This is a genomic window from Faecalibacterium sp. 7, from assembly GCF_049562865.1.
Classification (GTDB): domain Bacteria; phylum Bacillota; class Clostridia; order Oscillospirales; family Ruminococcaceae; genus Faecalibacterium; species Faecalibacterium wellingii.
Genome location: NZ_CP186911.1, coordinates 55,013 through 76,131 on the forward strand (window position 1 = coordinate 55,013; position 21,119 = coordinate 76,131).

30 protein-coding genes are annotated in these 21,119 nt (G+C 57.1%); 14 read left to right on the top strand and 16 right to left on the bottom strand.

Annotation, left to right across the window (positions count from 1 at the left end):
- Window positions 1-3: 3 nt before the first annotated feature.
- The 8 genes from ACKXF7_RS00300 to terS all read right to left on the bottom strand — a co-directional run bounded on the left by ACKXF7_RS00300 (window position 4) and on the right by terS (window position 7,546).
- The gene (locus ACKXF7_RS00300) at window positions 4-1,053 is read right to left on the bottom strand and encodes a major capsid protein (protein ID WP_417966721.1); all 1,050 of its coding nucleotides are present in this window, start codon (window positions 1,051-1,053) and stop codon (window positions 4-6) included.
- An 18-nt stretch (window positions 1,054-1,071) separates the two neighbouring features.
- Window positions 1,072-1,422 (bottom strand): hypothetical protein, encoded by a 351-nt coding sequence (locus tag ACKXF7_RS00305; protein ID WP_371290649.1) that lies wholly within the window; start codon window positions 1,420-1,422, stop codon window positions 1,072-1,074.
- Window positions 1,423-1,435: 13 nt separating this feature from the next.
- A complete protein-coding gene (locus tag ACKXF7_RS00310; RefSeq protein ID WP_423741831.1) occupies window positions 1,436-2,602 on the bottom strand; it encodes a head maturation protease, ClpP-related in 1,167 nt (388 codons plus the stop codon).
- Window positions 2,559-4,157: a phage portal protein gene (locus tag ACKXF7_RS00315; RefSeq protein ID WP_423741832.1), complete on the bottom strand. Its 1,599-nt coding sequence runs from the start codon at window positions 4,155-4,157 to the stop codon at window positions 2,559-2,561. Before ACKXF7_RS00315 ends, ACKXF7_RS00310 begins: the two co-directional genes overlap by 44 nt.
- A 14-nt stretch (window positions 4,158-4,171) precedes the next feature.
- A complete protein-coding gene (locus ACKXF7_RS00320; protein ID WP_112148796.1) occupies window positions 4,172-4,408 on the bottom strand; it encodes a DUF6148 family protein in 237 nt (78 codons plus the stop codon).
- A 3-nt stretch (window positions 4,409-4,411) separates the two neighbouring features.
- Complete coding sequence (locus tag ACKXF7_RS00325) at window positions 4,412-6,250, bottom strand: phage terminase large subunit family protein (RefSeq protein WP_423741833.1); 1,839 nt, start codon at window positions 6,248-6,250, stop codon at window positions 4,412-4,414.
- Window positions 6,251-6,339: 89 nt separating this feature from the next.
- Window positions 6,340-6,828, bottom strand: a complete 489-nt coding sequence (locus ACKXF7_RS00330; protein ID WP_120081099.1) for a hypothetical protein — start codon at window positions 6,826-6,828, stop codon at window positions 6,340-6,342.
- Window positions 6,812-7,546 carry a phage terminase small subunit gene (gene terS, locus ACKXF7_RS00335; protein WP_249235883.1) on the bottom strand — a complete coding sequence of 245 codons (735 nt, stop codon included), beginning with the start codon at window positions 7,544-7,546 and terminating at the stop codon, window positions 6,812-6,814. The genes ACKXF7_RS00330 and terS overlap by 17 nt, the downstream gene beginning before the upstream one ends.
- A 686-nt stretch (window positions 7,547-8,232) precedes the next feature.
- Here terS and ACKXF7_RS00340 point away from each other — a divergent pair.
- Entirely contained in the window at window positions 8,233-8,865 is a 633-nt protein-coding gene (locus tag ACKXF7_RS00340) for a hypothetical protein (protein ID WP_423741834.1), read from the top strand.
- A 63-nt stretch (window positions 8,866-8,928) separates the two neighbouring features.
- Here ACKXF7_RS00340 and ACKXF7_RS00345 read toward each other — a convergent pair whose 3' ends face one another.
- Window positions 8,929-9,159, bottom strand: a complete 231-nt coding sequence (locus ACKXF7_RS00345) for a hypothetical protein (protein WP_423741835.1) — start codon at window positions 9,157-9,159, stop codon at window positions 8,929-8,931.
- A 528-nt stretch (window positions 9,160-9,687) separates the two neighbouring features.
- Here ACKXF7_RS00345 and ACKXF7_RS00350 point away from each other — a divergent pair.
- Together ACKXF7_RS00350 and ACKXF7_RS00355 are read left to right on the top strand one after the other, a co-directional pair.
- On the top strand, window positions 9,688-10,041 hold the full coding sequence (locus ACKXF7_RS00350; protein WP_423741836.1) for a hypothetical protein: 354 nt from the start codon (window positions 9,688-9,690) through the stop codon (window positions 10,039-10,041).
- Between the two features lie 20 nt (window positions 10,042-10,061).
- Entirely contained in the window at window positions 10,062-10,400 is a 339-nt protein-coding gene (locus tag ACKXF7_RS00355; RefSeq protein WP_423741837.1) for a hypothetical protein, read from the top strand.
- Window positions 10,401-10,464: 64 nt separating this feature from the next.
- Here the strand turns inward: ACKXF7_RS00355 and ACKXF7_RS00360 are convergent, their stop codons facing one another.
- A complete protein-coding gene (locus ACKXF7_RS00360) occupies window positions 10,465-10,695 on the bottom strand; it encodes a hypothetical protein (protein ID WP_112148792.1) in 231 nt (76 codons plus the stop codon).
- Window positions 10,696-11,206: 511 nt separating this feature from the next.
- On the opposite strand from ACKXF7_RS00360, the gene ACKXF7_RS00365 reads away from it, so the two are divergent.
- The 11 genes from ACKXF7_RS00365 to ACKXF7_RS00415 all read left to right on the top strand — a co-directional run bounded on the left by ACKXF7_RS00365 (window position 11,207) and on the right by ACKXF7_RS00415 (window position 17,767).
- Complete coding sequence (locus ACKXF7_RS00365; RefSeq protein WP_423741838.1) at window positions 11,207-11,554, top strand: hypothetical protein; 348 nt, start codon at window positions 11,207-11,209, stop codon at window positions 11,552-11,554.
- Window positions 11,555-11,568: 14 nt separating this feature from the next.
- Window positions 11,569-11,781, top strand: a complete 213-nt coding sequence (locus tag ACKXF7_RS00370) for a hypothetical protein (protein WP_349189681.1) — start codon at window positions 11,569-11,571, stop codon at window positions 11,779-11,781.
- Window positions 11,782-11,895: 114 nt separating this feature from the next.
- Entirely contained in the window at window positions 11,896-12,759 is an 864-nt protein-coding gene (locus ACKXF7_RS00375; protein ID WP_423741839.1) for a hypothetical protein, read from the top strand.
- A 122-nt stretch (window positions 12,760-12,881) separates the two neighbouring features.
- The gene (locus ACKXF7_RS00380) at window positions 12,882-13,472 is read left to right on the top strand and encodes a hypothetical protein (protein WP_158401821.1); all 591 of its coding nucleotides are present in this window, start codon (window positions 12,882-12,884) and stop codon (window positions 13,470-13,472) included.
- A 20-nt stretch (window positions 13,473-13,492) separates the two neighbouring features.
- On the top strand, window positions 13,493-13,672 hold the full coding sequence (locus ACKXF7_RS00385; protein WP_423741840.1) for a hypothetical protein: 180 nt from the start codon (window positions 13,493-13,495) through the stop codon (window positions 13,670-13,672).
- A gap of 105 nt (window positions 13,673-13,777) precedes the next feature.
- Window positions 13,778-14,422, top strand: a complete 645-nt coding sequence (locus ACKXF7_RS00390) for a hypothetical protein (protein ID WP_423741841.1) — start codon at window positions 13,778-13,780, stop codon at window positions 14,420-14,422.
- Between the two features lie 20 nt (window positions 14,423-14,442).
- Window positions 14,443-15,405: a DUF4942 domain-containing protein gene (locus ACKXF7_RS00395; RefSeq protein WP_423741842.1), complete on the top strand. Its 963-nt coding sequence runs from the start codon at window positions 14,443-14,445 to the stop codon at window positions 15,403-15,405.
- Between the two features lie 105 nt (window positions 15,406-15,510).
- On the top strand, window positions 15,511-15,729 hold the full coding sequence (locus tag ACKXF7_RS00400) for a hypothetical protein (protein ID WP_112148788.1): 219 nt from the start codon (window positions 15,511-15,513) through the stop codon (window positions 15,727-15,729).
- A gap of 346 nt (window positions 15,730-16,075) precedes the next feature.
- Window positions 16,076-16,966, top strand: a complete 891-nt coding sequence (locus ACKXF7_RS00405) for an SWIM zinc finger family protein (protein ID WP_423741843.1) — start codon at window positions 16,076-16,078, stop codon at window positions 16,964-16,966.
- Window positions 16,967-17,183: 217 nt separating this feature from the next.
- A complete protein-coding gene (locus ACKXF7_RS00410) occupies window positions 17,184-17,468 on the top strand; it encodes a hypothetical protein (RefSeq protein WP_423741844.1) in 285 nt (94 codons plus the stop codon).
- 68 nt (window positions 17,469-17,536) lie between these two features.
- The gene (locus ACKXF7_RS00415; RefSeq protein WP_371290203.1) at window positions 17,537-17,767 is read left to right on the top strand and encodes a hypothetical protein; all 231 of its coding nucleotides are present in this window, start codon (window positions 17,537-17,539) and stop codon (window positions 17,765-17,767) included.
- Here the strand turns inward: ACKXF7_RS00415 and ACKXF7_RS00420 are convergent.
- The 6 genes from ACKXF7_RS00420 to ACKXF7_RS00445 all read right to left on the bottom strand — a co-directional run bounded on the left by ACKXF7_RS00420 (window position 17,750) and on the right by ACKXF7_RS00445 (window position 21,067).
- Window positions 17,750-18,061 carry a hypothetical protein gene (locus tag ACKXF7_RS00420; RefSeq protein WP_423741845.1) on the bottom strand — a complete coding sequence of 104 codons (312 nt, stop codon included), beginning with the start codon at window positions 18,059-18,061 and terminating at the stop codon, window positions 17,750-17,752. The genes ACKXF7_RS00415 and ACKXF7_RS00420 overlap by 18 nt on opposite strands.
- On the bottom strand, window positions 18,045-18,368 hold the full coding sequence (locus ACKXF7_RS00425; protein WP_423741846.1) for a hypothetical protein: 324 nt from the start codon (window positions 18,366-18,368) through the stop codon (window positions 18,045-18,047). The genes ACKXF7_RS00420 and ACKXF7_RS00425 overlap by 17 nt, the downstream gene beginning before the upstream one ends.
- A 161-nt stretch (window positions 18,369-18,529) precedes the next feature.
- On the bottom strand, window positions 18,530-19,057 hold the full coding sequence (locus ACKXF7_RS00430) for a hypothetical protein (protein ID WP_423741847.1): 528 nt from the start codon (window positions 19,055-19,057) through the stop codon (window positions 18,530-18,532).
- A gap of 20 nt (window positions 19,058-19,077) precedes the next feature.
- The gene (locus tag ACKXF7_RS00435) at window positions 19,078-19,698 is read right to left on the bottom strand and encodes a hypothetical protein (RefSeq protein WP_423741848.1); all 621 of its coding nucleotides are present in this window, start codon (window positions 19,696-19,698) and stop codon (window positions 19,078-19,080) included.
- A complete protein-coding gene (locus ACKXF7_RS00440; protein ID WP_423741849.1) occupies window positions 19,659-20,243 on the bottom strand; it encodes a DUF1064 domain-containing protein in 585 nt (194 codons plus the stop codon). Before ACKXF7_RS00440 ends, ACKXF7_RS00435 begins: the two co-directional genes overlap by 40 nt.
- Complete coding sequence (locus ACKXF7_RS00445) at window positions 20,240-21,067, bottom strand: rolling circle replication-associated protein (RefSeq protein ID WP_423741850.1); 828 nt, start codon at window positions 21,065-21,067, stop codon at window positions 20,240-20,242. Before ACKXF7_RS00445 ends, ACKXF7_RS00440 begins: the two co-directional genes overlap by 4 nt.
- Window positions 21,068-21,119: the final 52 nt, after the last annotated feature.

The window sequence follows — 21,119 nt, forward strand, 5'->3', positions numbered from 1 at the left end:
GTATCAGCAGACGGTAGCAACCAGCCAGCTATCCACCTTGTCGGGAATGGTCAGCGGACGGGTCTGCAGCTCAAGGATCATGCGGTCAGGACCATGCTTCACATAGGTGCGCAGCAGACGGTTGGTCTGAGCGGTGATAGTGCGCTTGGCGTCGTCGATGTAGGAAGTCAGGCCGTAAGCACGCATGAAGTTCGGGTTGGAGGGCAGCAGAGCAATCTTATTGTCATCCACCAGCCGCTTGGTAACGGGAGCAGAGGGATTGGTCCAGTCGTCCAGATAAACCTCACCGTAGGTGTAGATGTCCAGACTGGGCTTGCTCAGGTGTCCGATATAGCGTGCGCCGTTGGGCAGGTCCTTGGGGTTGATGATGCCCAGTTCGATGCGGCGGTTGTCCAGCATATTCTGCACGTTGGTGTCGGCCAGGAAGTTGCGCAGAGCAGTCTTGCCCATGACAACATGATCCACGTTGGCAAAGCCATTTTCCAGTACCTGATCCACCCAGTCCTCCAGATCATCCAGAGGCTTAGCGGCAGATGCGCCCCATTTCTTCGTGCCTTCCAGTGTCACCTTGTTGGTGAAACCGAAGTCGATCACCTTGTTCACGCCGGGGCCGACAATGGGAATCTGTCCGTCCATGATAGTGCGCACGGCCATCCACTCTTCGCGGCGGGTGGCAGCATCGTTCAGGCGCTGGTAGTCCTCGATCAGCTGCTTGGCGGCGCGTTCTTCGGGGGTCATGCCAGAATACAGATCCTCGCCGGGCATACGCTCCAAAGCGTCGTTTGCGGTGGTGACGGTCAGAGGGTTAATCAGAGGCGGAGTAAAGCTCTCGGTCTGGTAGCCCTCATTCTTGAGCACCTGTCCGCCGACCAGAGGATGCACGAAGGAAGCCATGCGGCGGTCACCCTTCACCACGTCGATGTCCACGCTCTTGGTGGCAAAGGTCTTGACGTTGGTGAAATAGTTGTCCAGGAAGAAAGTGCGTACCAAGGGAGTGGTGCGCACAACCTCGGCCAGATACCGAGGCTCATAGATACTAATTTCGTTAGCCATAGTGTTGTTACCTCCTACTCACTTCAGGAAGATGCCCAGGTTGCGCAGAGCAACTTCAACGTCTGCTGCTTTTACGCCCTCAGGCAGTGCCAGACCGTCGGCGAAAAACTCACCCGTCAGATAGATGGGCACTTCCTCGTCTGCCGCTGCGCTGTCTGCGGTGATGCCGTACAGCCCAGTAACGGACAGCGGATTACTACCGTCCACCTTGGCGATGGGCTTCACCTTGCCATCGGCCAGCAGCACCGGGGCGTGTGCCTCAACCGCTGCGCTGGCTTTTTTGGTGGCCTTTGCGATACCGATGTCCGTGCCGGCGATAAAATACTCCGGGGCGGTGGAATAGGTCTTTCTTTCCAGATCCATGCTCATAACCTTGTCCTCCTTACTTCACGCCGTTCATCTTGCGGATTGCGTTCATCAGGCCCTTTTCCTGCGCCTTTTCCGGCTCCGGGTTGGCGGGCGGCGGATTGGTGATGTTGTTCGCGCCGGAAGTCTGGGCGTTGGCCTTTGCCTTGTCCAGATAATCCTTGCTCTGCTTCTGCTGCTTTGCCTTCATGCTGGCAATGACGGCCTTCGCAAAGGATGCGGAATCAATGGGCTTCACAAACTTCGCCTCATTCGCTTCATCCTCCGCGCCGGGCAGAGTGGCGTTTTCGATCTCCTGAATGCGGGTGCGCTCGGCATTGATGGCCTCGGTCTCGATCTTGGCTACCATATCCGGGCACGCCTTGCGGAGATCATCCACGGTCTTGATGTCCTTAATGTCCATGTCTGTTACCTCCCCATGGGTTTTGTTCCCCGGCTGATCCGCCTGGGGTGTATTTTCAGGCTGGGCCGTGGTCTTATCCACCACCCGGCTTCTGACAAAGTTCGGTGCTTTGTTGAACGGGGTGTTCATACTGATGCTGTTGACGAACAGGATGCCGTTGCGGTTCTCCACAACAGAATCGTTCGCTTCGTCGTCCACCTCGTCCACAAAGCCCTTCTCCTTGGCTTCCGTTGCCGTCCACCAGTTCGTTTCATCCATCCACTTGGCGCATTCGTCCTCGGTCTTGCCGGACTTCTTGGCGTACAGGGTGACGATGCTGCTGCGGATGGTTTCCAGTGCTTTCAGGCAGTTGTTGAGATCCTCTGCGGTCAGGTAATCGCAGACACCCATACTGACCGGATGCACCATGTAGCTGCTGTCTGCCGCCGCCACCACCTTGTCTGCATGGCAGGCAACAATGGTTGCTGCACTGGCGCACAGGCCGTCGATGTGGGCGGTCACGGTGGCCGCGTTGCGTTCCAGCATATTGCCAATGGCCTGTGCTGCAAACACATCACCGCCACCGGAGTTGATGTACACGGTGATTTCTTTCACATCGCCCAGGGCGGCAAGGTCATCCGCAAACCGTTTCGGGGTCGCGGCATCTTCCCACCAGCTGCGCTCGGAAATATCGCCGTAAAGCAGAAGTTCCGCCTTCTGGTCATCACCGGCCAGATTGCGGAACTGCCAAAACTTATCATTTGTCGTCTTCTGGTTCGTCCGGGAATTTGGTTTGCTCATTTAGCCCTACCTCCTTCATTTTTTCCATTTCGCTCTTGCGCTGCCTCATGTTTGCCCGCCAGTTTCCACCGGTCATCTGTGCAGTTTCCTGCTCATTTGTGCTGATGCCCTGCTGAACACGCAGAATCGCCGCCTCGATTTCTTTCTTGGCATCCAGATTGGTGCGTGCAGGACCGTTCCATGTGCAGCCCATGTAGGCTTTCGCCACAGCCTGGTCGTCAAAGAAGCCGGGCGCATTGATGCGCCCACGGGCTACTGCCTCGGCAAACCATTTTTCGTAGGCCGGCTGGCAGAAGTCCGCTGCAAAGCTATCCCGCAGCACACCGCAGGTTCGCCAAAACTCGTTCAGTGCGCCGCGGCTTGCGGAATAGTTGGAACTGAATTTCTTGTAAAGCACCTCACTTGGGATCTCTACGCCGGTCGCTACCTGATTGGACATGGCCGACATGAAGCCGTCAAAGGTCGTGGTCGGGTGCTTCGGGTCGAACGTATCCGTGCTCTCTCCCGGTGCAAGGTCGAACACCGCGCTCGGTGCAAGGTCGATGCCCAGTTCATCGGGCGGGGTGTTCGGGTCCTCCGCCTTATCCGCCGGTTCCTCGCCGAACGGTGCCTGACTGGTCGGGTTTTCATGCTTGATAAACAGCGTGATGGACGATGCCACGATAGCCGCCGCCAGCTCTGCTTCTGTGTATCTGCCCATCTGTTTCAGCGTGGGCAGCACCGGAGCCAGCAAGGGCACGCCGCGCCGCTGCCCGGCACGCTCCCTCTGTGTGACGCACAGAATGTTCGGCTCTCCCGTTTCGGGGTCGCGGGCTTCTACCCGCGTCCATGTCAGCGGCACCGTGCTGTCGTAAGCCAGCGGATGCCGACTTGCTATCCAGTACGCCACCACCGCGCCGTCCCGGTTCGTTTCCACGCCCTGCACGATCTGGAACACGTCATGCTTGTCTATCGTGCAGGGTGCCATTATGTCCGTGCGGTCAGGGCTGCAAATCAGATCAGCCTCGATCAGGCGCAGCCGCAGAGCATACGGCCAGTGCGGATGTTCGTCGAACTGCACCACCGCAAACACATCGCCGTTCATCAGGAAACTGGTGAACGCCAGCGTCTGCAACCGCCAGAAGTTATCCATGCCAGCAGCATCGCAAAGGGTGCTGTCCGCCCAAAGTTCAAATTCGCGGGAGATCTGCGCCTGCAATCTGTCTGCCTGTTCCTCGTTCAAGTGCAGATAGTCCGCATCCACCTGCGGGGTCGGCACAAGGCCGCTGCCCACCACGTTGGTGCGCAGGGTCTTGATGGCACCCGTTGCCAGAGGGATGCCCATATAAGCATCCCGGCTCCGTTTGCGCAGAATATCAAGATTATCTTCGATATCCTCTTTTGCGCTGCCGCCGCCAACGTGCCAGCTTCGCATAGCGCGGGAAATGCGGCTTGCTCCGTAGTTTCCGTAGCCGGTGCCGTTGTTCATGACGGACAGTGCGGCGCGTGCCACAGCGCGGCGATACCCTTTTTCAGGGCTGATTGCCGCAATGGCTTTATCCAGAATATTTGCCATGTAGTCCACCGTCCTTACACATCATGCGGCGAGAAGTGGTAGATTCGGTTTCTGCCCCGGCCTTTTTCTTCTGCTTCCGCTTCGGCTACTTTCTTTTCCCAGAAGATAATGCTCTCCCGGATCTGTTTCAAACTGGCACGGGTCAGCATCATCTGTTCGATCTGGTAGCTTTGCCCTGTCGAAACAGCAGCTTCTGCTTCCATCCACATATCAAGATGCCGCTGCGCGGCTTCTTTTGAGATGATCGGCATTGTTTAGATACCTCCTGATCTTCTTCTGCGGTACTGGCGCGGTGCGGTCTGGCGTGGTGCTTCCTCTCCGGGGATCTCCAAACCGGGGGGATTGCTGATTTCCAGCGCCGCCGTTGCGTAGTTCCGAACGTCAAACGCTTCGTTACGTTTCTGTGCCGGGTCTTTCAGCTCCCACCGCTCCACCTTGCGGCCAGACTTCCAGCGTGTGACCTTGTGCTCCGCAGTAAGCATCTTGAAATAGTTTTCGTCATACCCGGCATCCTCTGCCGCCGGGAAGTGGCAGTAGTTCGGGCCTTTGATAAGCACCTTCAACCGGGCAAGGACATGGTTCTTGCCGGTATCAACGCCCAGCGTAAACAGCTCGCCGCCTACGCGGTTGTTCTTTGTGGGGTTGCGCAGGTATGGTACGTCCATACCGCCACGGCCTTTGATGGGCCAGATGTGCCGTTCCTCGCGCTCTTTGCAGAACCGTATGACCTGATCCGGGAAGTGGCCGCCGCTGTCCATGCAGACACACCGCAGGGACAGTTCCGTGCCGTCCTTCTTTTTCCAAGTCTTTGATAGGAAATCGTCCAGATCTGCCCAGACCTGCCCACGTTTCAGGTCGCCGTAGATGCGCTGATACCGGATGCCCCAGCTTTCCTTGCCGATGCCCCAGCCCACGACTTCGGCCTCGAAGCGGTTATCCTGGGTATCGACACCAGCCGTCAGGTACACTACGCCGTCCGGGACTTCGGCCTCGTAGAACTCGCGGCGGTCCAGCAGGTTGTTTGCCTCCACCGCTTCGCCCGGTTCCTCCCACGGCAAGCCCAGGTCGGTGTTCACAAAGACCTGCATCTTCTCGTAATCGCCGCGCTGTGCATCCAGGTCAGCGGCAATAAAGTCCTCCACGATCTTGTCCCACCCGCAGAGGGTCGAGCCTATCTTGTTCATGTGGAAGCCCCGCACCGCCCGTTCCGGGTGCTCTGCGTGCCACTTGCCTTTCAGGCTGTTCTTCTTCCAGCGGTATTCGTTGTCAAGGCAGCCGCACTCGGCGCAGCGGTATTGCACGCCGCCTTCCGGCCACTTGTCTTTATCGAACACCATGTTGTCCCAAACAAAGGGCTGATAAAAGCCGCAGTTCGGGCAAGGCACCGTCCATTCCTCTTGGGTGGATGTGTTGAACTCGTCCAAAATGCGGCTGTTGTTTTTGTCAGTGGGGGTAGACACCAGCACCGTCTTGTAATCCCAGTAGGTCGTTTGACGCTGCTCGGCCAGCATGACCGGGTCGCCTTCTTTGCCGGCGCTGGCTTTGTAAGCGTCCACCTCGTCCGCCAGCAGCACCTTGATGGGGCGGCCGCGCAAATCGGTCGGGGCGTTTGCGCCAACGATGGTGAGCTGACCACCGGCAAAGTTCTTTTTCATGATGGTGTTGCCAGAGTAGCGGCTCTTGTTATCCACAAGGCCCCGAAGCACCGGAGTATCCCGGATCATAGTTGCCAGACGGTCTTTGCTGAAACTTTCACCCAGGTTCACCGTAGGCTGCACAATCATGATAGGGGCCGGGTAGTAACTCATGTAGTACCCGATGGTGTTCAGGATCAGGCCGTCCGTCTTGCCGGACTGGGCGCACATCATGGCAACCACCTTCCGGATGTGAACATCCCCGATGGCATCCATAATCTCCCGCTGGAAAGGTGCATTGTCCGTATTCCAGCGGCCTTGTGCTGCGGATGCTTCCGCCGACAAGCGGCGGTAGCTATCTGCCCACTGGCTAAGGGTCAGGTTCGGGGGCGGCTTCAGCGCACCCAGCGCTCGGCTGAACATCTGTGCAGTCTGCGGTTCCAGGTGGATCATCGCCATTGCTGCCGCCGCCTTTCTTCACACAGCCGCCGAACGGGCAGAACTGCTGGATCTCATTCAGCCGGGTTCCCCAGACACAACCCCGGCATTTATTCTTCCTGCTCATCTTCGGGTTCCTCCCCCGCTGGTGCTGCCAGCGCAATTTCGGGGTCACTCAATTCCACAAGTGCTTCCTGCACTGCTTTTTGCAGAATATCGTGGGCTTCCGCCGGGTCGGTCAGCTGGGCCATGGTACTTGCGTACTTAGTCGGGATGGTTTCCAGCCTGTTCTTGAAATTTGCAAAGATGGTTTTCAGGGCGCGTTCTACGTCCTCGGTGCGGTGCAGGTCGCCTTGGGCTTCCTCCATCCGCATTTTCTCGATCTTGCCGCGGGTTTCCTCCCGCTCGGCACGGGCAGCAACAAGACGGGCTTGATCGTCTTTGTTGCCGATCTTGAAGTTCAGGTATTGCCGGACGCAGACCTTCATGTCAAAGACACCGGGCCGGACTTCGGACAGCACGCCCTGATCCCGCAGGTTCCGCACCTGACGGTCAGTGATGCCCAGCCATTCGCCAACGGCCTTACTCGTGTACAGCATCTTTGTCACCGTCCCCCGGTTCTCCGATCTCGCCGGTCGCCCGGATGCGCAGCAGTTCAAGCCGCTGCTGTTCGGTTTCCAGGTGCAGCTTGTCCATTTCGTTTTTCTGCATCTGGGCCGCCGCAGACAGGATGCGGCCATGAATTTTGTTCAAGGCTTCCTGCAGCTGCAAGATACGCTGTGCCGGGGTCTCCTTCTGATACATACCGATCTGCTGGTTTGCGCCGTCCCGCTTCCGCTTGCCACGTCCGCCGGGTACTCGCATATCCATGACGCTGGATGTAATCATCTGGTCAGGCGGTAAAGCCTGATACTCTTTGATCTTGTCCAGAATGTACTTTTCCCGGAGCAGCAGTACACCGATTTCGTGGGATGTCAGCTCGGTGCTGTTCCGGGGCGCATTCTCTACGATCTGTTTTTCTTCCGGGGTGAGCTTGTCAAAGAAGATGGTCGCATAGGCTCCATCCTTCATTGCATTCTCATTCCCGACAGGTGCCCCGCCGCCGGGGTTGCCCACGGCGTTTTTGTTTCCCGGTTGTCCGCCGGGCTTCCGGGGTGCGGGCGGGTCCCACCCGTCCTTTGCCTTCCAGCGGCGGACCGTATCATATTTAAGATGGAGATCGTCCGCCAGCTGCCGAAGATTCACTTCTCCGTCTTTCTCCATCCGGGCAATGTACTCAGCGCGGGCGGCATCGCGCTCATCGCTTCGCCTTGCCATTTGGTTTTCCTCCAATAAAAAATGCCCCGTCTGGCAAATCATCCAGGCAGAGCATCCAGTTTCGCCGCCGGTCCTGCGGCATTTCTTCGGGTCGCTTACAACTTGTAAGCAACAGTGTATGAAAAAGGCCCCTCGGTTCGCCGCCGTGGGGCCTCTCTCCATAATTTCACTGTACTAAGTATAGCACCAAAACCGTCTTATAACGTCTTATCTTTTGGCGGTCGGGGCTTTCAAATGTAAACACTTTATGACATAGCCACCATTTTGCCAGCCCCGGCAAGATGGTCTATCCCGATTTTGTTGACCTCAACAAGATCACACCGGAATGATTTGTTGGCACCGGCAAAACGTGAGTTGCTTACAAATTGTAAGCGTCCGCCATCCCGGTGACGTTACCGCCATGTTTGCCCCGGACTTACAATTTTTTGACCCGTACCCCCTTTTCTGGGGGCAAAAACGCGGAAGCCCTTCAAAAAATTTGGAACCTAGAAAAATTTTGGGGCTTCGGAACCCGCACCGCGCCCGCCGGCGGGGGGCAGTACCTTTCCGGCGGCGGGGCCGGACGGGGCGACGGCAGGCCGGGCCGGTGCCGGGCCGCCGGTGGGCGGTGCCCAGGGCAGCGGCAGGCCGTCGAGGCGGAGAAGGAAGGGGGCAGGGGGTTAGATAAGGCGGCTATAGCCTAGCTATTGGCTATACTGCAAAGGCCATATGCCGGTCAGGTAAAGAATCTGACCCCTCCGGCGGCGGGCTGCGGTGGGCGGTTTTTGGCTGTTGGCGGGGTGATCTGCTGCGGCAGGTGGGCGGCAGGGCTGGCGGGGTGCGGTGTCGGTAGGTGCTGGCGGTGGGCTGCTGGCTGCTGTGAGGTCTGGCAGGGTGTGCAGGCTGTGCAGCTTGTGGGCTGCGGGGTCATCGGTGCGGCGCTGGCGGTGCAGGTGGTGGGCGTAATATCCGGGTACTGTGTCCAGCGCTCCCCGGGTACTTTCCAGCTTTTCCCGGGGCGGCTGCCGACAACACCCAGCGCGCGCCGGGCTGCTGATCCAGCAGGCCGGGCAGGCGGGAAGGCAGCGCAAAAGAAAAGGCCAGGGCAGACGGCGCGGCGTGCGCTGCTGCTCTGGCCTTTGGTCTGCACTGGCGGCAATGGTTCCGGCGGGGTGCGTCCCGGTGCCGGTGGTGGGGCTGATCTGCTGGCGGTGCCGGTGGGCATGGTCAGCGCTGGCGCCGTTCCCGCTGTCGGCGTTCCAGCGTCACGGCTGGCGCTGGCGGTGCTCCATCCGGGCCGGTTTTGGACGTTTGCCGGAGGGGTCAGATTCTCCACCTAACGGGAGTGAGAAGCAGGTGTAGGGCTTTAACCTAGCAGGCTAGAACTCTCCCCCAGTAACCCCCTATAGTCCCCCTTCTTCCCCGGATTCCACCGGGTCGATCTCTAACGGCTGCCCTTCCTGCTCCATTCTGGCATATACCGCCGCCAAAATATACCCTTGCAGGCTTTCCCCGTTTTCTTTTGCCGCGGCGCGGATTGCTGCGCCTTTTGCTTTTTTGGGCCAAACGGTTATGCGGTCGCATTTTGCGTTGTATTTGTCGTTATTTCGTCTTTTTGTTTCCGAAACTGGCATATTATTACCCCTTGCTTATTTTTATAAATATAATATAGCACAGTTCCGCCGACACCGCAACGTGCAATTTTCACAGCACCGCACCGTGTTTTTTGTGCAGACCGCCGAAAACACCGCAACGTGCTTGACAGGCGACACGTTGCGGTGCTACAATGCAGCCACAGCGAACGACACCGCAACGTGTCAAGCTGGTAACATAGCCGCCCCGGTCTGGGGCAGGAAGTGAGGTGAACAGCATGAGCATTGAATTTTTCAAACTCCCCGCCGCTTTGAAAAAAGCGATCTGGGCCGCCTACCTGGCAGAGTGGAAAAAGAAGCAGGCAGCAAAAAAGCCCGCCACCCACTAAAGCAGGTGACAGGCTTGCAAGATGAATTTTCCACAACGCATCTTGTAAGTCAGTTTACCACCGAAAGGCGGTAAAGTCAAGCGGATGCCCTGGCAGGGTCGCACCGCTCAAACAAAGCGGCCCCGCCCCATAACCCCGGCAGCCCGCCGGGCAAAGCTGAAAAAGCAAAGGAGCAAAGAACATGAAATTTGCAAAGAAGATCACCACCGCCGCCGCACTGGCGGCCGCACTGCTGGCAGGCACCGCACCGAAGGCCGCGGCACAATGCCCCTACACCGTCGGCCCCCTGGGCCGCTACATCGCCCCGGCCATTGTGCAGGGCATGACCGCCACCGATGACGGCGCGGTTGAAGTCTGGTGCACCGATGCGCTGGACGGTGACGACTGGTTTTTTACCGTCGATGCAAAAACCGATCTGCGGATTTATGACCGCGTTGACCTGGTGGTTGACGCGAACGGCACCCCGGACAATTTCGCAGATGACAGAGTGGTTGACGCTCTGTTTTGCCACGACTGCGACGGCGTGGAAGATTGAACCGAAAGGAGCGCGACAACATGATGACACTTGAACAGATCCGCACCGATCCGGCAGGCGATCCGGTGCAGCGGGCAGGCAGCAGGGCCAGTGGCGGGAAGATGGGCAAAAGAAAAAGGCCAGGGCAGACGGCGCGGCGTGCGCTGCTGCTCTGGCCTTTGGTCTGCACTGGCGGCAATGGTTCCGGCGGGGTGCGTCCCGGTGCCGGTGGTGGGGCTGATCTGCTGGCGGTGCCGGTGGGCATGGTCAGCGCTGGCACCGTTCCCGCTGTCGGCGTTCCAGCGTCACGGCTGGCGCTGGCGGTGCTCCATCCGGGCCGGTTTTGGACGTTTGCCGGAGGGGTCAGATTCTCCACCTAACGGGAGTGAGAAGCAGGTGTAGGGCTTTAACCTAGCAAGCTAGAACTCTCCCCCAGTAACCCCCCTATAGTCCCCCTTCTTCCCCGGATTCCGCCGGGTCGATCTCTAACGGCTGCCCTTCCTGCTCCATCCTGGCGCGGACAGCTTGCAATATATAACCCTGCAGGCTCTGCCCACTGGCAGCGGCAGCGGCCTTTATTGCATTTGCTTCCGGGGTCAACGGTTTCAGGTTGATTTGTGTGCATTTTGCGTTGTATTTGTCGTTATTCAGTCTTTTTCTTGCTGATACAGCCATGATATTACCCCTGTTTATTTTTATATATAAAATATAGCATTTTCGCCGAACCCTGTACAGTGTCAATTTGCACAAAGACACGGTATAGGGTTTTGTGCAAAACGCAGAAAGCACGGTACAGGGCTTGACAAGAAACCCTGTACCGTGCTAGAGTAAGGCCACAGCAAGCGACACGGTACAGGGTTGCAAGCTGAATACCAGCGAAAGGAGAAAAGCCGCATGAGCATTGAATTTTTCAAGCTCCCCGCCGCTTTGAAAAAAGCGATCTGGGCCGCCTACCTGGCAGAGTGGAAAAAGAAGCAGGCAGCAAAAAAGCCCGCCACCCACTAAAGCAGGTGACAGGCTTGCAAGATGAATTTTCCACAACGCATCTTGTAAGCTAGTTTACCACCGAAAGGCGGTAAAGTCAAGCGGATGCCCTGGCAGGGTCGCACCGCTCAAACAAAGCGGCCCCGCCCCATAGCCCCGGCAGCCCGCCGGGCAAAGCTGAAAAAGCAAAGGAGCAAAGAACATGAAACTTGCAAAGAAGATCACCACCGCCGCCGCACTGGCGGCCGCACTGCTGGCAGGCACCGCACCAAAGGCCGCGGCACAATGCCCCTACACCGTCGGCCCCCTGGGCCGCTACATCGCCCCGGCCATTGTGCAGGGCATGACCGCCACCGATGACGGCGCGGTTGAAGTCTGGTGCACCGACGCGCTGGACGGTGACGACTGGTATTTTGTGGTGGACGCTGAAACCGATCTGCGAATTTATGACCGCGTTGACCTGGTGGTTGACGCGAACGGCACCCCGGAAGATTTCAGCGATGACAAAGTGATTGACGCGCTTTACTGCCACGGCTGCACCGAAGATTGAAAGGAGCCTGCACCATGATGACACTTGAACAGATCCGCGAACGGAACCGCAAGGAGAACGCCGCAGCCCGCCGCCTTCAGGCCGCCGGGTATCGGCTGGAAGGATGGGACCCCCGCACCGGGCAGCGGATTGCCGCACGAATCACCAGCGAGAACACCAACGCAGAGCGCCGCACGTTCTACAGCTTTCCCACCTGGCAGGATGCCGCCGCCGCTCTTTTGGGCTGAACGCCCCGGACACCTTAGCAGGGCCGCACCGCAAAGCGACCCCGCCCCACTACCCCGGCAGCCGCCGGGAGATCATCCCGAATATCAACCACAACGAACAAAGGAGAACGAACCATGAAAGGCATGACCAACAATCAGATCATCATGAACGAAGCCGCGAAGCTGGACCCCGCCACCCTGCACGCCATCGCCACCGCGCACCACACCCCGGAGCAGATCGCCGCAATGGCTGCAAACGCAGTCACCACCGACGAGAACGGCGACGAACAGCCCGCCACCATCGCAGACGTTGAAATCATCCTTGCAGCGGCAGAGCTGCACACCTTCGATTACTGGAAGAAAGAAGGCAAGAGCGTCAAGAAGGGCGAAACGCATTTGATTGAATGCTACCTGTGGAAGTACACCACCCGCCCCAGCAAGGCCCAGCGGGAAGCCGCTGAAGCCGAAGGCAAGGAAGCAGCCCCCGCGCCGCATTTCTACCCCACGAAATCGCACCTGTTCAGCTGCTTGCAGGTACACGACGCAAAGCAGGCCCCCGCCGGCCGCTTCGGATCTGTCGCCGCCATCATGGAGTATAACAAAAAGCTGGCCGCAGAACGCAAGGCAAAGGCCGCCGCCGAAAAGGCAGCAGCAGAGCAGGCCGCCAGCACCCAGGCCCCCATCATCACCGAAGAGCGCCACGAATTGCCGGAGCTGGTGCACGTCGATCCGCTGACCACGAAAAAGGCCAGCAAGCCCGCCGCCACGAAAAAGCCCGCCCCGGATGTGCTCCGCAAGGCAGAGCGGGAAGCAAAGGCCGCTTTCCTGGCTGTCCCCGAAACCGACCGCAAGGGTCAGGCCGCCGCGCTGGATGCCTGGCGCAAGACCCGGAAGGCCGTAGAGGACGCAAAGCAGGCCCCCGCCGCCGTAGCCGCACCGGATGAAGCGCCCGTGAAACAGCTGGACTTTGAAAGCATCGCTGCCGGGCTGCTGGCATGACCCACCACCACGAAACCGGATATTTTGGCAGGGCTGCACCGGGTAAAGCAACCCCGCCCCACTACCCCGGCAGCGCACCGGGCACGAAAAACAGAACGAAAACGAAAAGGAGTTTTTGCAATATGAAAAGAGCAACCAGCACCCCCGCCGGGCTGAACGTGAAGAAGATCACCGCCTATCTGAAAGGGCAGGCAAAAAGCCGCAACGCCGTTCGGATCACCTGCCAGAGCGGCAGCGTGTACATCATCACCGGCTATGCAGCGTTCAAGCTGCCCGCCATCCTTTACCGGGATGTTATCCAGCCCGTGACCATGCAGGACGCACCCGCCGACGGCGTGACCATCGTTTCCAGTGATGCCGGGTTTGTGGTCAACGATCCGCACCAGCTGACCGCCGCGCAGATGTTCCAGAAGTTCAGCGCCTGCAAAGAAGAAGTCAAACGCACTTCGATCTTGCAGGAAGTCGAAGCAAAGGGCAAAGTCTGGGGCACGTTCCGAATGTTCCGCAACGGATCCCGGCCCATCATGATAAATTCGGAGTATGACGCTTTTGTGGATCATCACGAATTTGTTTACCACAGCAGCAACAGCCCGTTTGCGCCCATCCTGGCAACGGACACCGTAGACCCGAAGAAGGCCGCCGTTTCCGTGCTCATTGCCCCGATGAAGGCGAACGACGAAATACAGCAGGTATGCAACCGCCTGTTTGCATGATACGAAAGGAGAACGAAATCATGAAGAAGTTTGACAACATCTTTGAACAGGCCCGCGAGATCATCCGTCAGCAGTGGACACTGCAAGACCTGCGCCGGAAAGCCCAGTGCACCGGCAGGCCCGAAGAGGTCTGCCAGCAGATCGCCGCCGCCCGGCTCCGCCTCATCTGCGCCCGCCGCGGCTACCAGCTCAACGCCTGACACGAAACCGGATGCCCTGGCAGGGCCGCACCGGACAAAGCGGCCCAGCCCCACCGCCCAGCATTCCGCCGGGCATATCACGAAACACGAAAAGAGGTTTACACCATGACCACCCCCAACGATGCCCTGGACTTCTACCCTACGCCGGACAGTCTGGCCTTTGATATGGTCTTTTCCCTGCGGGAAGTAAAATCCGGGTTCACCACCTACCCGAAACCCATCCTTGAACCGTCCGCCGGTGATGGAGCACTTGCGCGTCAGGTCCATGCCCTGGCGTTCAACGTCCACCACGACTATAAAACCGGCGAGGTTGACCGCTACGACAAGGAAAAGGCACGAAGCGCAGAGCTTGACTGCATCGAGCTTTCCAGCGACTTCCGCGCCGTGCTGAAGAAAGACGGTTTCCGGGTGGTGCATGATAACTTTCTGACCTTCCGCCCCACCACGAAATACGCCGCAATCGTCATGAATCCGCCTTTCTCCGCCGGTGCCGCGCACCTGCTCAAAGCGCTGGATGTCATGCAGGACGGCGGCAAAATCCGCTGTCTGCTCAACGCCGAAACCCTGCGCAACCCCTGCACCAACGAACGGAAAGAGCTGGCCGCAAAGCTGGAAGAGCTGCACGCCACGGTAAAATATATCCCGGATGCGTTCAAGAACGCCCGCCGCGCCGCCCGCGTGGAGGTGGCGCTTGTGTCGGTGGACATTCCCGACCGGGAGCCGGTGAGCCGGATCCGGCTGGATATCTGAAAAACGAAACCGCAGAGCGTTTGAAAGAAAACCCGGAGTTTGCCGCCCTGGTATCTTCCGACCCCATCACGGCAGCCATTGAGCGGTACAACGCCGCGGCTGAAGGTGTGCGCCGGATCTATGAAGAGTACAACGGAATCAAGTCGTTGTTTTCCTCTGCCGGCGCTGGTAAGAAAGAAAACCCCGTGATGGCTTTCACGAAATCTTATAACGACGCTATCCGGGAACTGCGCGGGATGTACTGGAAGCAGCTGTTTGAAATGCCGCAGCTGTTCGATGCGATGACCTACGAAATGCAGCAGGATTACCAGAAGCGGATCAAAGAGCTTGAAGGCTACGACTTCAGCGCGTACAACATTCTGACCGTCCGGGAAGAAATTTCACGAAATCTTCTTTCCAGCATCGACCACGAAATTATAAAGCTGTTCGACGACTGGACGAATCTGCATTATAACGACGAGTACAGCAAGAACGTGCATTATTACAACGGCTGGTGCACGAACTCCGCGTACAAGATCAACCGCAAGGTGATTTTCCGCTGCAACGCCTTTGATACATACGATGGGCGTTTCTGCCCCCGGTACAACGCAACAGGCCATGTTGCCCAGATCGAGCGGGTGCTGCACTTCCTGGACACGAACGGCAAGCCCTACAATGGGGACGAACTCCGCGCCGTCCTGGATGCCGCCGAAAAGAGCGGCCAGACCCAGAAGATCCAGCTGCACTATTTCACCGCCACGTTTTACAAGAAAGGCACCTGCCACATCGAGTTTACGAACACGGACGTTTTGAAGTCCTTCAACCTCTACGCCGGACAGCGCAAAGGCTGGCTGCCGCCCACCTACGGCAAAAAGAGCTATCACGATATGGCCGCCGCAGACCGCCGGGTGGTTGACAGCTACGAGGGAGAGGCCAGCTACACCGACACCCTCACCCGGCACCTGATCCCCACGCAGAGCACGTTTTTACAGCTGAACGCTTAACACGAAACCGGATATTTTGGCAGGGCTGCACCGGACAAAGCAACCCCGCCCCATCTTCCCGGCATTTACGTCGGGAACATCACGAAACAGAAAGGAGGTATTTTCATGGTTCGATGTTGGATATACTCCGCTGGGCCGGATCAATGCCAATGCTACAACGTGGATGACGAAAACTTGGCCGATCTGGCAGCACAGGCGCAATTCCTAGAGGACTTCCGTGCCCAGCGTGCAGCAAACCCGGCTTTATACCGGCAACTGCTCAATATGCTGGTGCCCGCCGCCGATGCCATTCCCATGCGCAACTATACCGGCCTGCCGTTCTGACAGCCAGCCCCGGCAGCCGCCGGGAGTATCGTGAAATCCAGTATCACGAAAAGGAGCAGCAACCATGAAGAACCAGAGCACCAGTGCCCGGAACCGGTGACAGAACGTCACCACTTGACCGTGCCCCGCCTCGCCGACCTGGTAGCTCCGCCCACCGTCCACGTCTGAGCGCAGACCCGGAAGCTCCGGCAGGGCAGGCACCGTAAAGCAGTCCCGCCCCATCTTCCCGGCAGCCCGCCGGGGTCATTCTGGTGCCTCTGCACGAAATCTTCTTGCCTTTTATTGCTTTTATTTGCGTTTTGCTCTATCATGACAGTAACGAAACACGAAAAGGAGGTTTCCCGTTATGACTATGATTCCCGCCTTCGGCCCCTGGACAGAGCATCCCGCAGACACTGACGAAGAAAAGCGCCTTGCCAGCGCCCAGCAGAGCAAGACCAGCCCGCTTTCCGTGGACAAGGAACACGAAACCGGGGTTTTCTATGGATCCGGTAAAGAGCCGTACCAGACCAGCCTTGCAAGCTGCACCTGTAACGATTTTGTAAAGCGCAAAAAGCCCTGCAAGCACATTTTCCGGCTGGCTATGGAGCTTGGTATCGTTGATGCAGCCTATAAGACGGGCCGCAGCACCGGCGAACGAAACGAGGCGCAGATCAGCTTTGCAGACAGTGTTGCTCTGGTGGAGCAGCTTTCCGACGCGGCACAGAACGCAATCAAAGATATGCTGTATTACACCAGTGAGCGCATCGACGACCGCCAGAAGCCTGTAACCTGTCACGATCTGGATCTCGTGCCGGAGCTGCGCACGTCGCCCCTGTTGCACGAAAATCCGTACCCGCTGGAAGAAGTGCTGAACGATCTGCCAAAGCCCTTTGTTGTGCAGCTGCTGGATCTGGTGCACCGGGAAGGCAAGCCGAAACGAAATGCAGCCAAAACCGTAATGGCTGCATGGCTGGCGCAGAACGCACCCATGCTGGCAAAAGAGATGCCCCCTTGTGCATCCTTCTCTTTCGTGGAGGTGTTCGACAAAGCCCAGCGCGACGTTTACAAGTACCTGCACCGCAAGTACGACACGGAAACGGACTGGTACACCGGCGCAGAGTATCCCGCCGGGGCTGTTCCTGCGGCAGACGGTTCTGCTTACTACTTCCCAGAGGACAGAGTTACCGATGCCCTCACGAAACGCGGTTTCAATCGCTGCCTGAATGGGTACACCCCCACGAAATCGAAATTCTGACAACGAAACTTCATCTTTTTCTGCTAAAGATGATATTTCGGCATATTTAACCCGCCTTTTTGATACAAAACCTACAATTTAGGGGCTTAACTGCCCAGAAGGAGGCATTTCTACGAAAGATGCAGAGTTTTTCGCCCCTTGGCGGCTGGTCGCCGCCTTTGCTGATGGCTCCCGGCTCTTGTTCGACGGATTGACTGAAGAACAGGCACGGGAAGCGATGGAAGCCGCCCAGGAGCAGCACGGAGACATTGGTTACTGGAACCGGGTCACGGATCAGAACTATGAGGACGGCAGGTATTACAAGACCATCCCCGAACCGCCCTGCGTGAACGTCGTTGACTTCACCGGTTACGATGGGCCGCTCGACGAAAACGGTTTTCCTGTCGGCCTGATGGACGAAATCGCCCAGAACGCCAAAGAGGAAGGCCGGGATCCCAACGAGGCGCAGATCATCATCAAGCGCAACGCTCCGCCGGATGACCAGCCGCCACACGAAAAGTAAATCACGAAATCCAAAAAGCCCGCCAGGTCGATGACCTGACGGGCTTATAGTGTTGAAAGGATTCTGTTATGCAGGAAAAACGTCACGGAACTGCCCGTTTTGTCTTGAACAAAGAGGGGCAGCTTGAACATCTTATTCAAATTGGCGGTTACACATTGCACGTTATTGTCCAGCAGCAGCTTTCGTTTGAACAGCTGGACTATGTTGTTCGTCAGTATATCGCCTATAAGCATCACGGGAAGATACCGTTAAAAGGCGTAGAAACTATCGAAGTTCCCTTGTCACACTCTATCGAATGACCGCATGATAGCATCAAAGATCAGCTGTGTCGCTTCCTTGTCCTTGAATCGAATTACATTTCCGCCGGGGACAAACATAGAAACGTAGCCCTCTTTTTCCTTGGTGACTATCGGGCAAAAACTCCACTTGTAGCGCAGTTCATCCGTCAGTTCATCGTCAGTGCGATCATCCAAAGCAATCATGTGTGGCAAACCATCTGGAACTTTCACGGCCTTTCTTCTTGTCCACTTTCTGGCCGCTCTTTCCTTGATGATTTTCTCAATGTAGCTTTTCAATTCAATCCCGATTCCCATTTTTTAAGACCTCCGTAATTCTCAGCACATCTTTTGCGAAACGCAGCGTTTTCGTAAGATCTTCTGCGTTTTTGAAACGGACTACGTTTCCTGCGTTTGAAATCAGTTCAACGTCACCATCCGGTGCCATCCTCACGAACCGGCACAGTTCGCCCTCTTCCCGTGCGGCCTGCTGCTCTTTGGTTTTTTCGATAAAGCAGGTTTTGAGCGCGTTCTCTGCGTCACGGTATACGCTCCTGTCACTCCGCACCAGCCTATACATCCTTCCGGGCAGCACCCGAACCTTGTTTTTATGCTTCTTTCCCATAACTTTGTCCTCCTTTGCACGAAACCCGGTAGACCAACTGCCCGCCGGGTTATTTCTATGCCTGTTTTCAGATTTTTGGGGTAGTCGTGTTTGTTTTTCTACGGCCATCGGACACGATTTTGCGGAAGCGCCTGCACATGAAGTTCCGCAGGCAGCCTTTCCTATAAGAGAATGTCACCCTCCGCCCAGGCATCCGCTCGGCGCTGTTCCTCGCGCGTGTTTAACGCACGCGATAATAAAGCGGCGCACTCCGGGAGCCGTTCCAGGTTCCTTCCCAGCTGTGCAAGAGCGACGTTTCGCAGGTACTTCAAGTGCTGCACACTGTATGGAACTTTCTGCTGTACTTCGTGCCATTTTTTGTGGCTGATGTAGAACTCCGTTAAAATCAGATTGTGGCCACTGTCCAGCCTGTTCATTTGTCCCTGGATGATACGCTGATCTCCCAGCAAAACCGCCCGCTGCTGTTCCAGCTGACGCAGTTGGTCTCCAATGCCCAGTTCATCCATCCGGCAGGCCATCGCCGCCGTGCTGTCCCCGGGCGTTCCGCCACGGGGCATTCCATCGGTGCCCATGCCCCGCATAGGGTCCACTTCATCGCTCAGTGCGGTACACTGACGGCGGATGATCTCTATCCGCTGCGGGATGTCCGCATAATATTTCAAGATTGCCTCCGCCTCGTGTACTTTCACTGCTCAGTCCTCCCAAAAAATCAAAAATCTTTCTTGAAAAGGGGTTCTCCGAAAACGGGTTCTTCACCCTTGACGCGCTCCACCATGGCACCCACGCCGTAAATGTCCTCAATGACCCGGCGCAGACGATCATAGGCAAATTCTTCTCCGCCATCGTCCACCCAGCCGAGGAACTGTTGGTAATTTTTCTTGATTTCTTCCTTCACGACCTCGATCTGTTCAGGGGTGTACTCCATTTCTTCCAGCGATTCCACAAAGAAACGAACGATCATCTTTGCAGCGTCCCGGCGTTCAGCCAGAACACGCAGCTTTTTTTCAGAGCCTACCAGACCACCCGCCGGGAGCCAAAATTCTTCCGGCATCAGGTGGGCAGTGCGTGCTTCCAGCCGCTTGAGGGCTTCCGGTGCACCGTACTTGTCGTGATCCATGATATACCTGGATGCAGCATTGTTCATCTTCAAGGTCAGGAGCGTAGATTCTTTCTCGCCCCAGTCCCAGAGATCATGTGCCGCGGCAACTGCGCAGTACGAAACGACCTGCCCGATTGCCTCACGGTTCAGCGTCGTGCGGTGCTTCGACTTGCCGATGTTGATTTGCTGATTCACTGCATTCTGGATGCTCTGCTGGTAGAATGCTGGCATCCTTGCCCTGCTTTTTCCCATGATGAATCCTTTCCCGCCTGTTCGGCCAGGCGCTTCCACTTTCTGATTTCTTCCGCCGTATCTGGCGTGATATGCTCAATAAACCGCCAGTGCTGCGGTTCTGCCACAAGATCGATAAACATACGGCGGCGGTGGATGTAATCACGCTGCTGCCGCCGGGTGAATTTGCTTTTCACTTCCACCACCTCAACCGTGCCATCAGCATAGGTCAGCACAAAATCCGGGGTATAGTGCGCCGCCGGGAGCTTCACATTGCCGTATTCTTTTTCCGGCAGCATAGTAAACCTGCGGTGCAGCTCTACCTTCACGACCTCGCCACTCTGGACTTTGGGCAGAACAGTTCCCATGTAGTAGTCATACTCGCCCCGGCTGTCAAACTCGTGTCCGGTCGATCTGGCGGCATTCACAGCGGCTTCCAACGATGCAGGTGCAGCTTTGCCCCCGCACCTTCTCTGTGCAAGCTGCTTTTCCGCCTGTGCCCGGTAGCGTGGCGGCAGGTCAGAAAGTTCCAATCTCATGCTCATGGCTGGTTTCTCCTGTTCTTCCGCCGGGTCTCCGGTTTCTTTTTCAACTTGAGGATCAAATGCTTGGTGTTGTTGCCGGTGATATGCTGCTCACACTCACGCAGAGTATAGCCAGGGTATTTTTTCTCCCAGTACGCACGATCATCCGGTAGGGTAAACGCTTCGTCAAAGCGCTTGCGGCTCCATCTTGTGTCGTTCGGGCGCGGAGTTTTCGGCTTTTTCAGTCCTTGGCTCTGCCGCCAGCGGCGGATGCGGGCGCGGGCTTTCGTCATGTAGGTCGTCAAGCGTTCAAAGCTGGAACAGGTCAGATCGATAGGTTCAACTTTCACAAGCCCCATCGGCCGCCCGGTGCTGTCCCGCCACAAGTCCTTGATTTCCTGCCATGTCAGATTGCCTTGCAGGATCGCATGATGGTGGTGTCTGCCGGTAACTTTCCCGTCCTCGTCCACCACGCTGTACTCTGCAACCTGCATCCACTTGGATGCTTCTCGACCCATCTTTTTGCAGAAGCGCTTCAAGCGGCGGGTAAAATTCGTCCAGTCCCGGTCTACTTGGTCAAAATCTCCGGGTGCTGGCTGGTGGCCGTGGTCGTATGTAAACGTGACTGCCCAGTCGCTTTCCCCGAAATTCGTATAGGCCAGCTGGCAGAAATACCGTCTCGCTATCATGTCGTTATACTTCTGCTGCGCAATGGAGGTTGCCAGCTCTCTTTTGCGGCGGGTGCTCGCGGTGTGTTCCTTGTCCGTTGTTTCAAAGAGATCCACTTCTGCATAATCGGATGTTCCGAGAATGTGTTTCTGCTCCCGAATGTACCATGCCCGCACCGTTCACTTCCTCCTTCCGCAAAGTTCTACTGGGATTTTCTTTTCTGTGGAC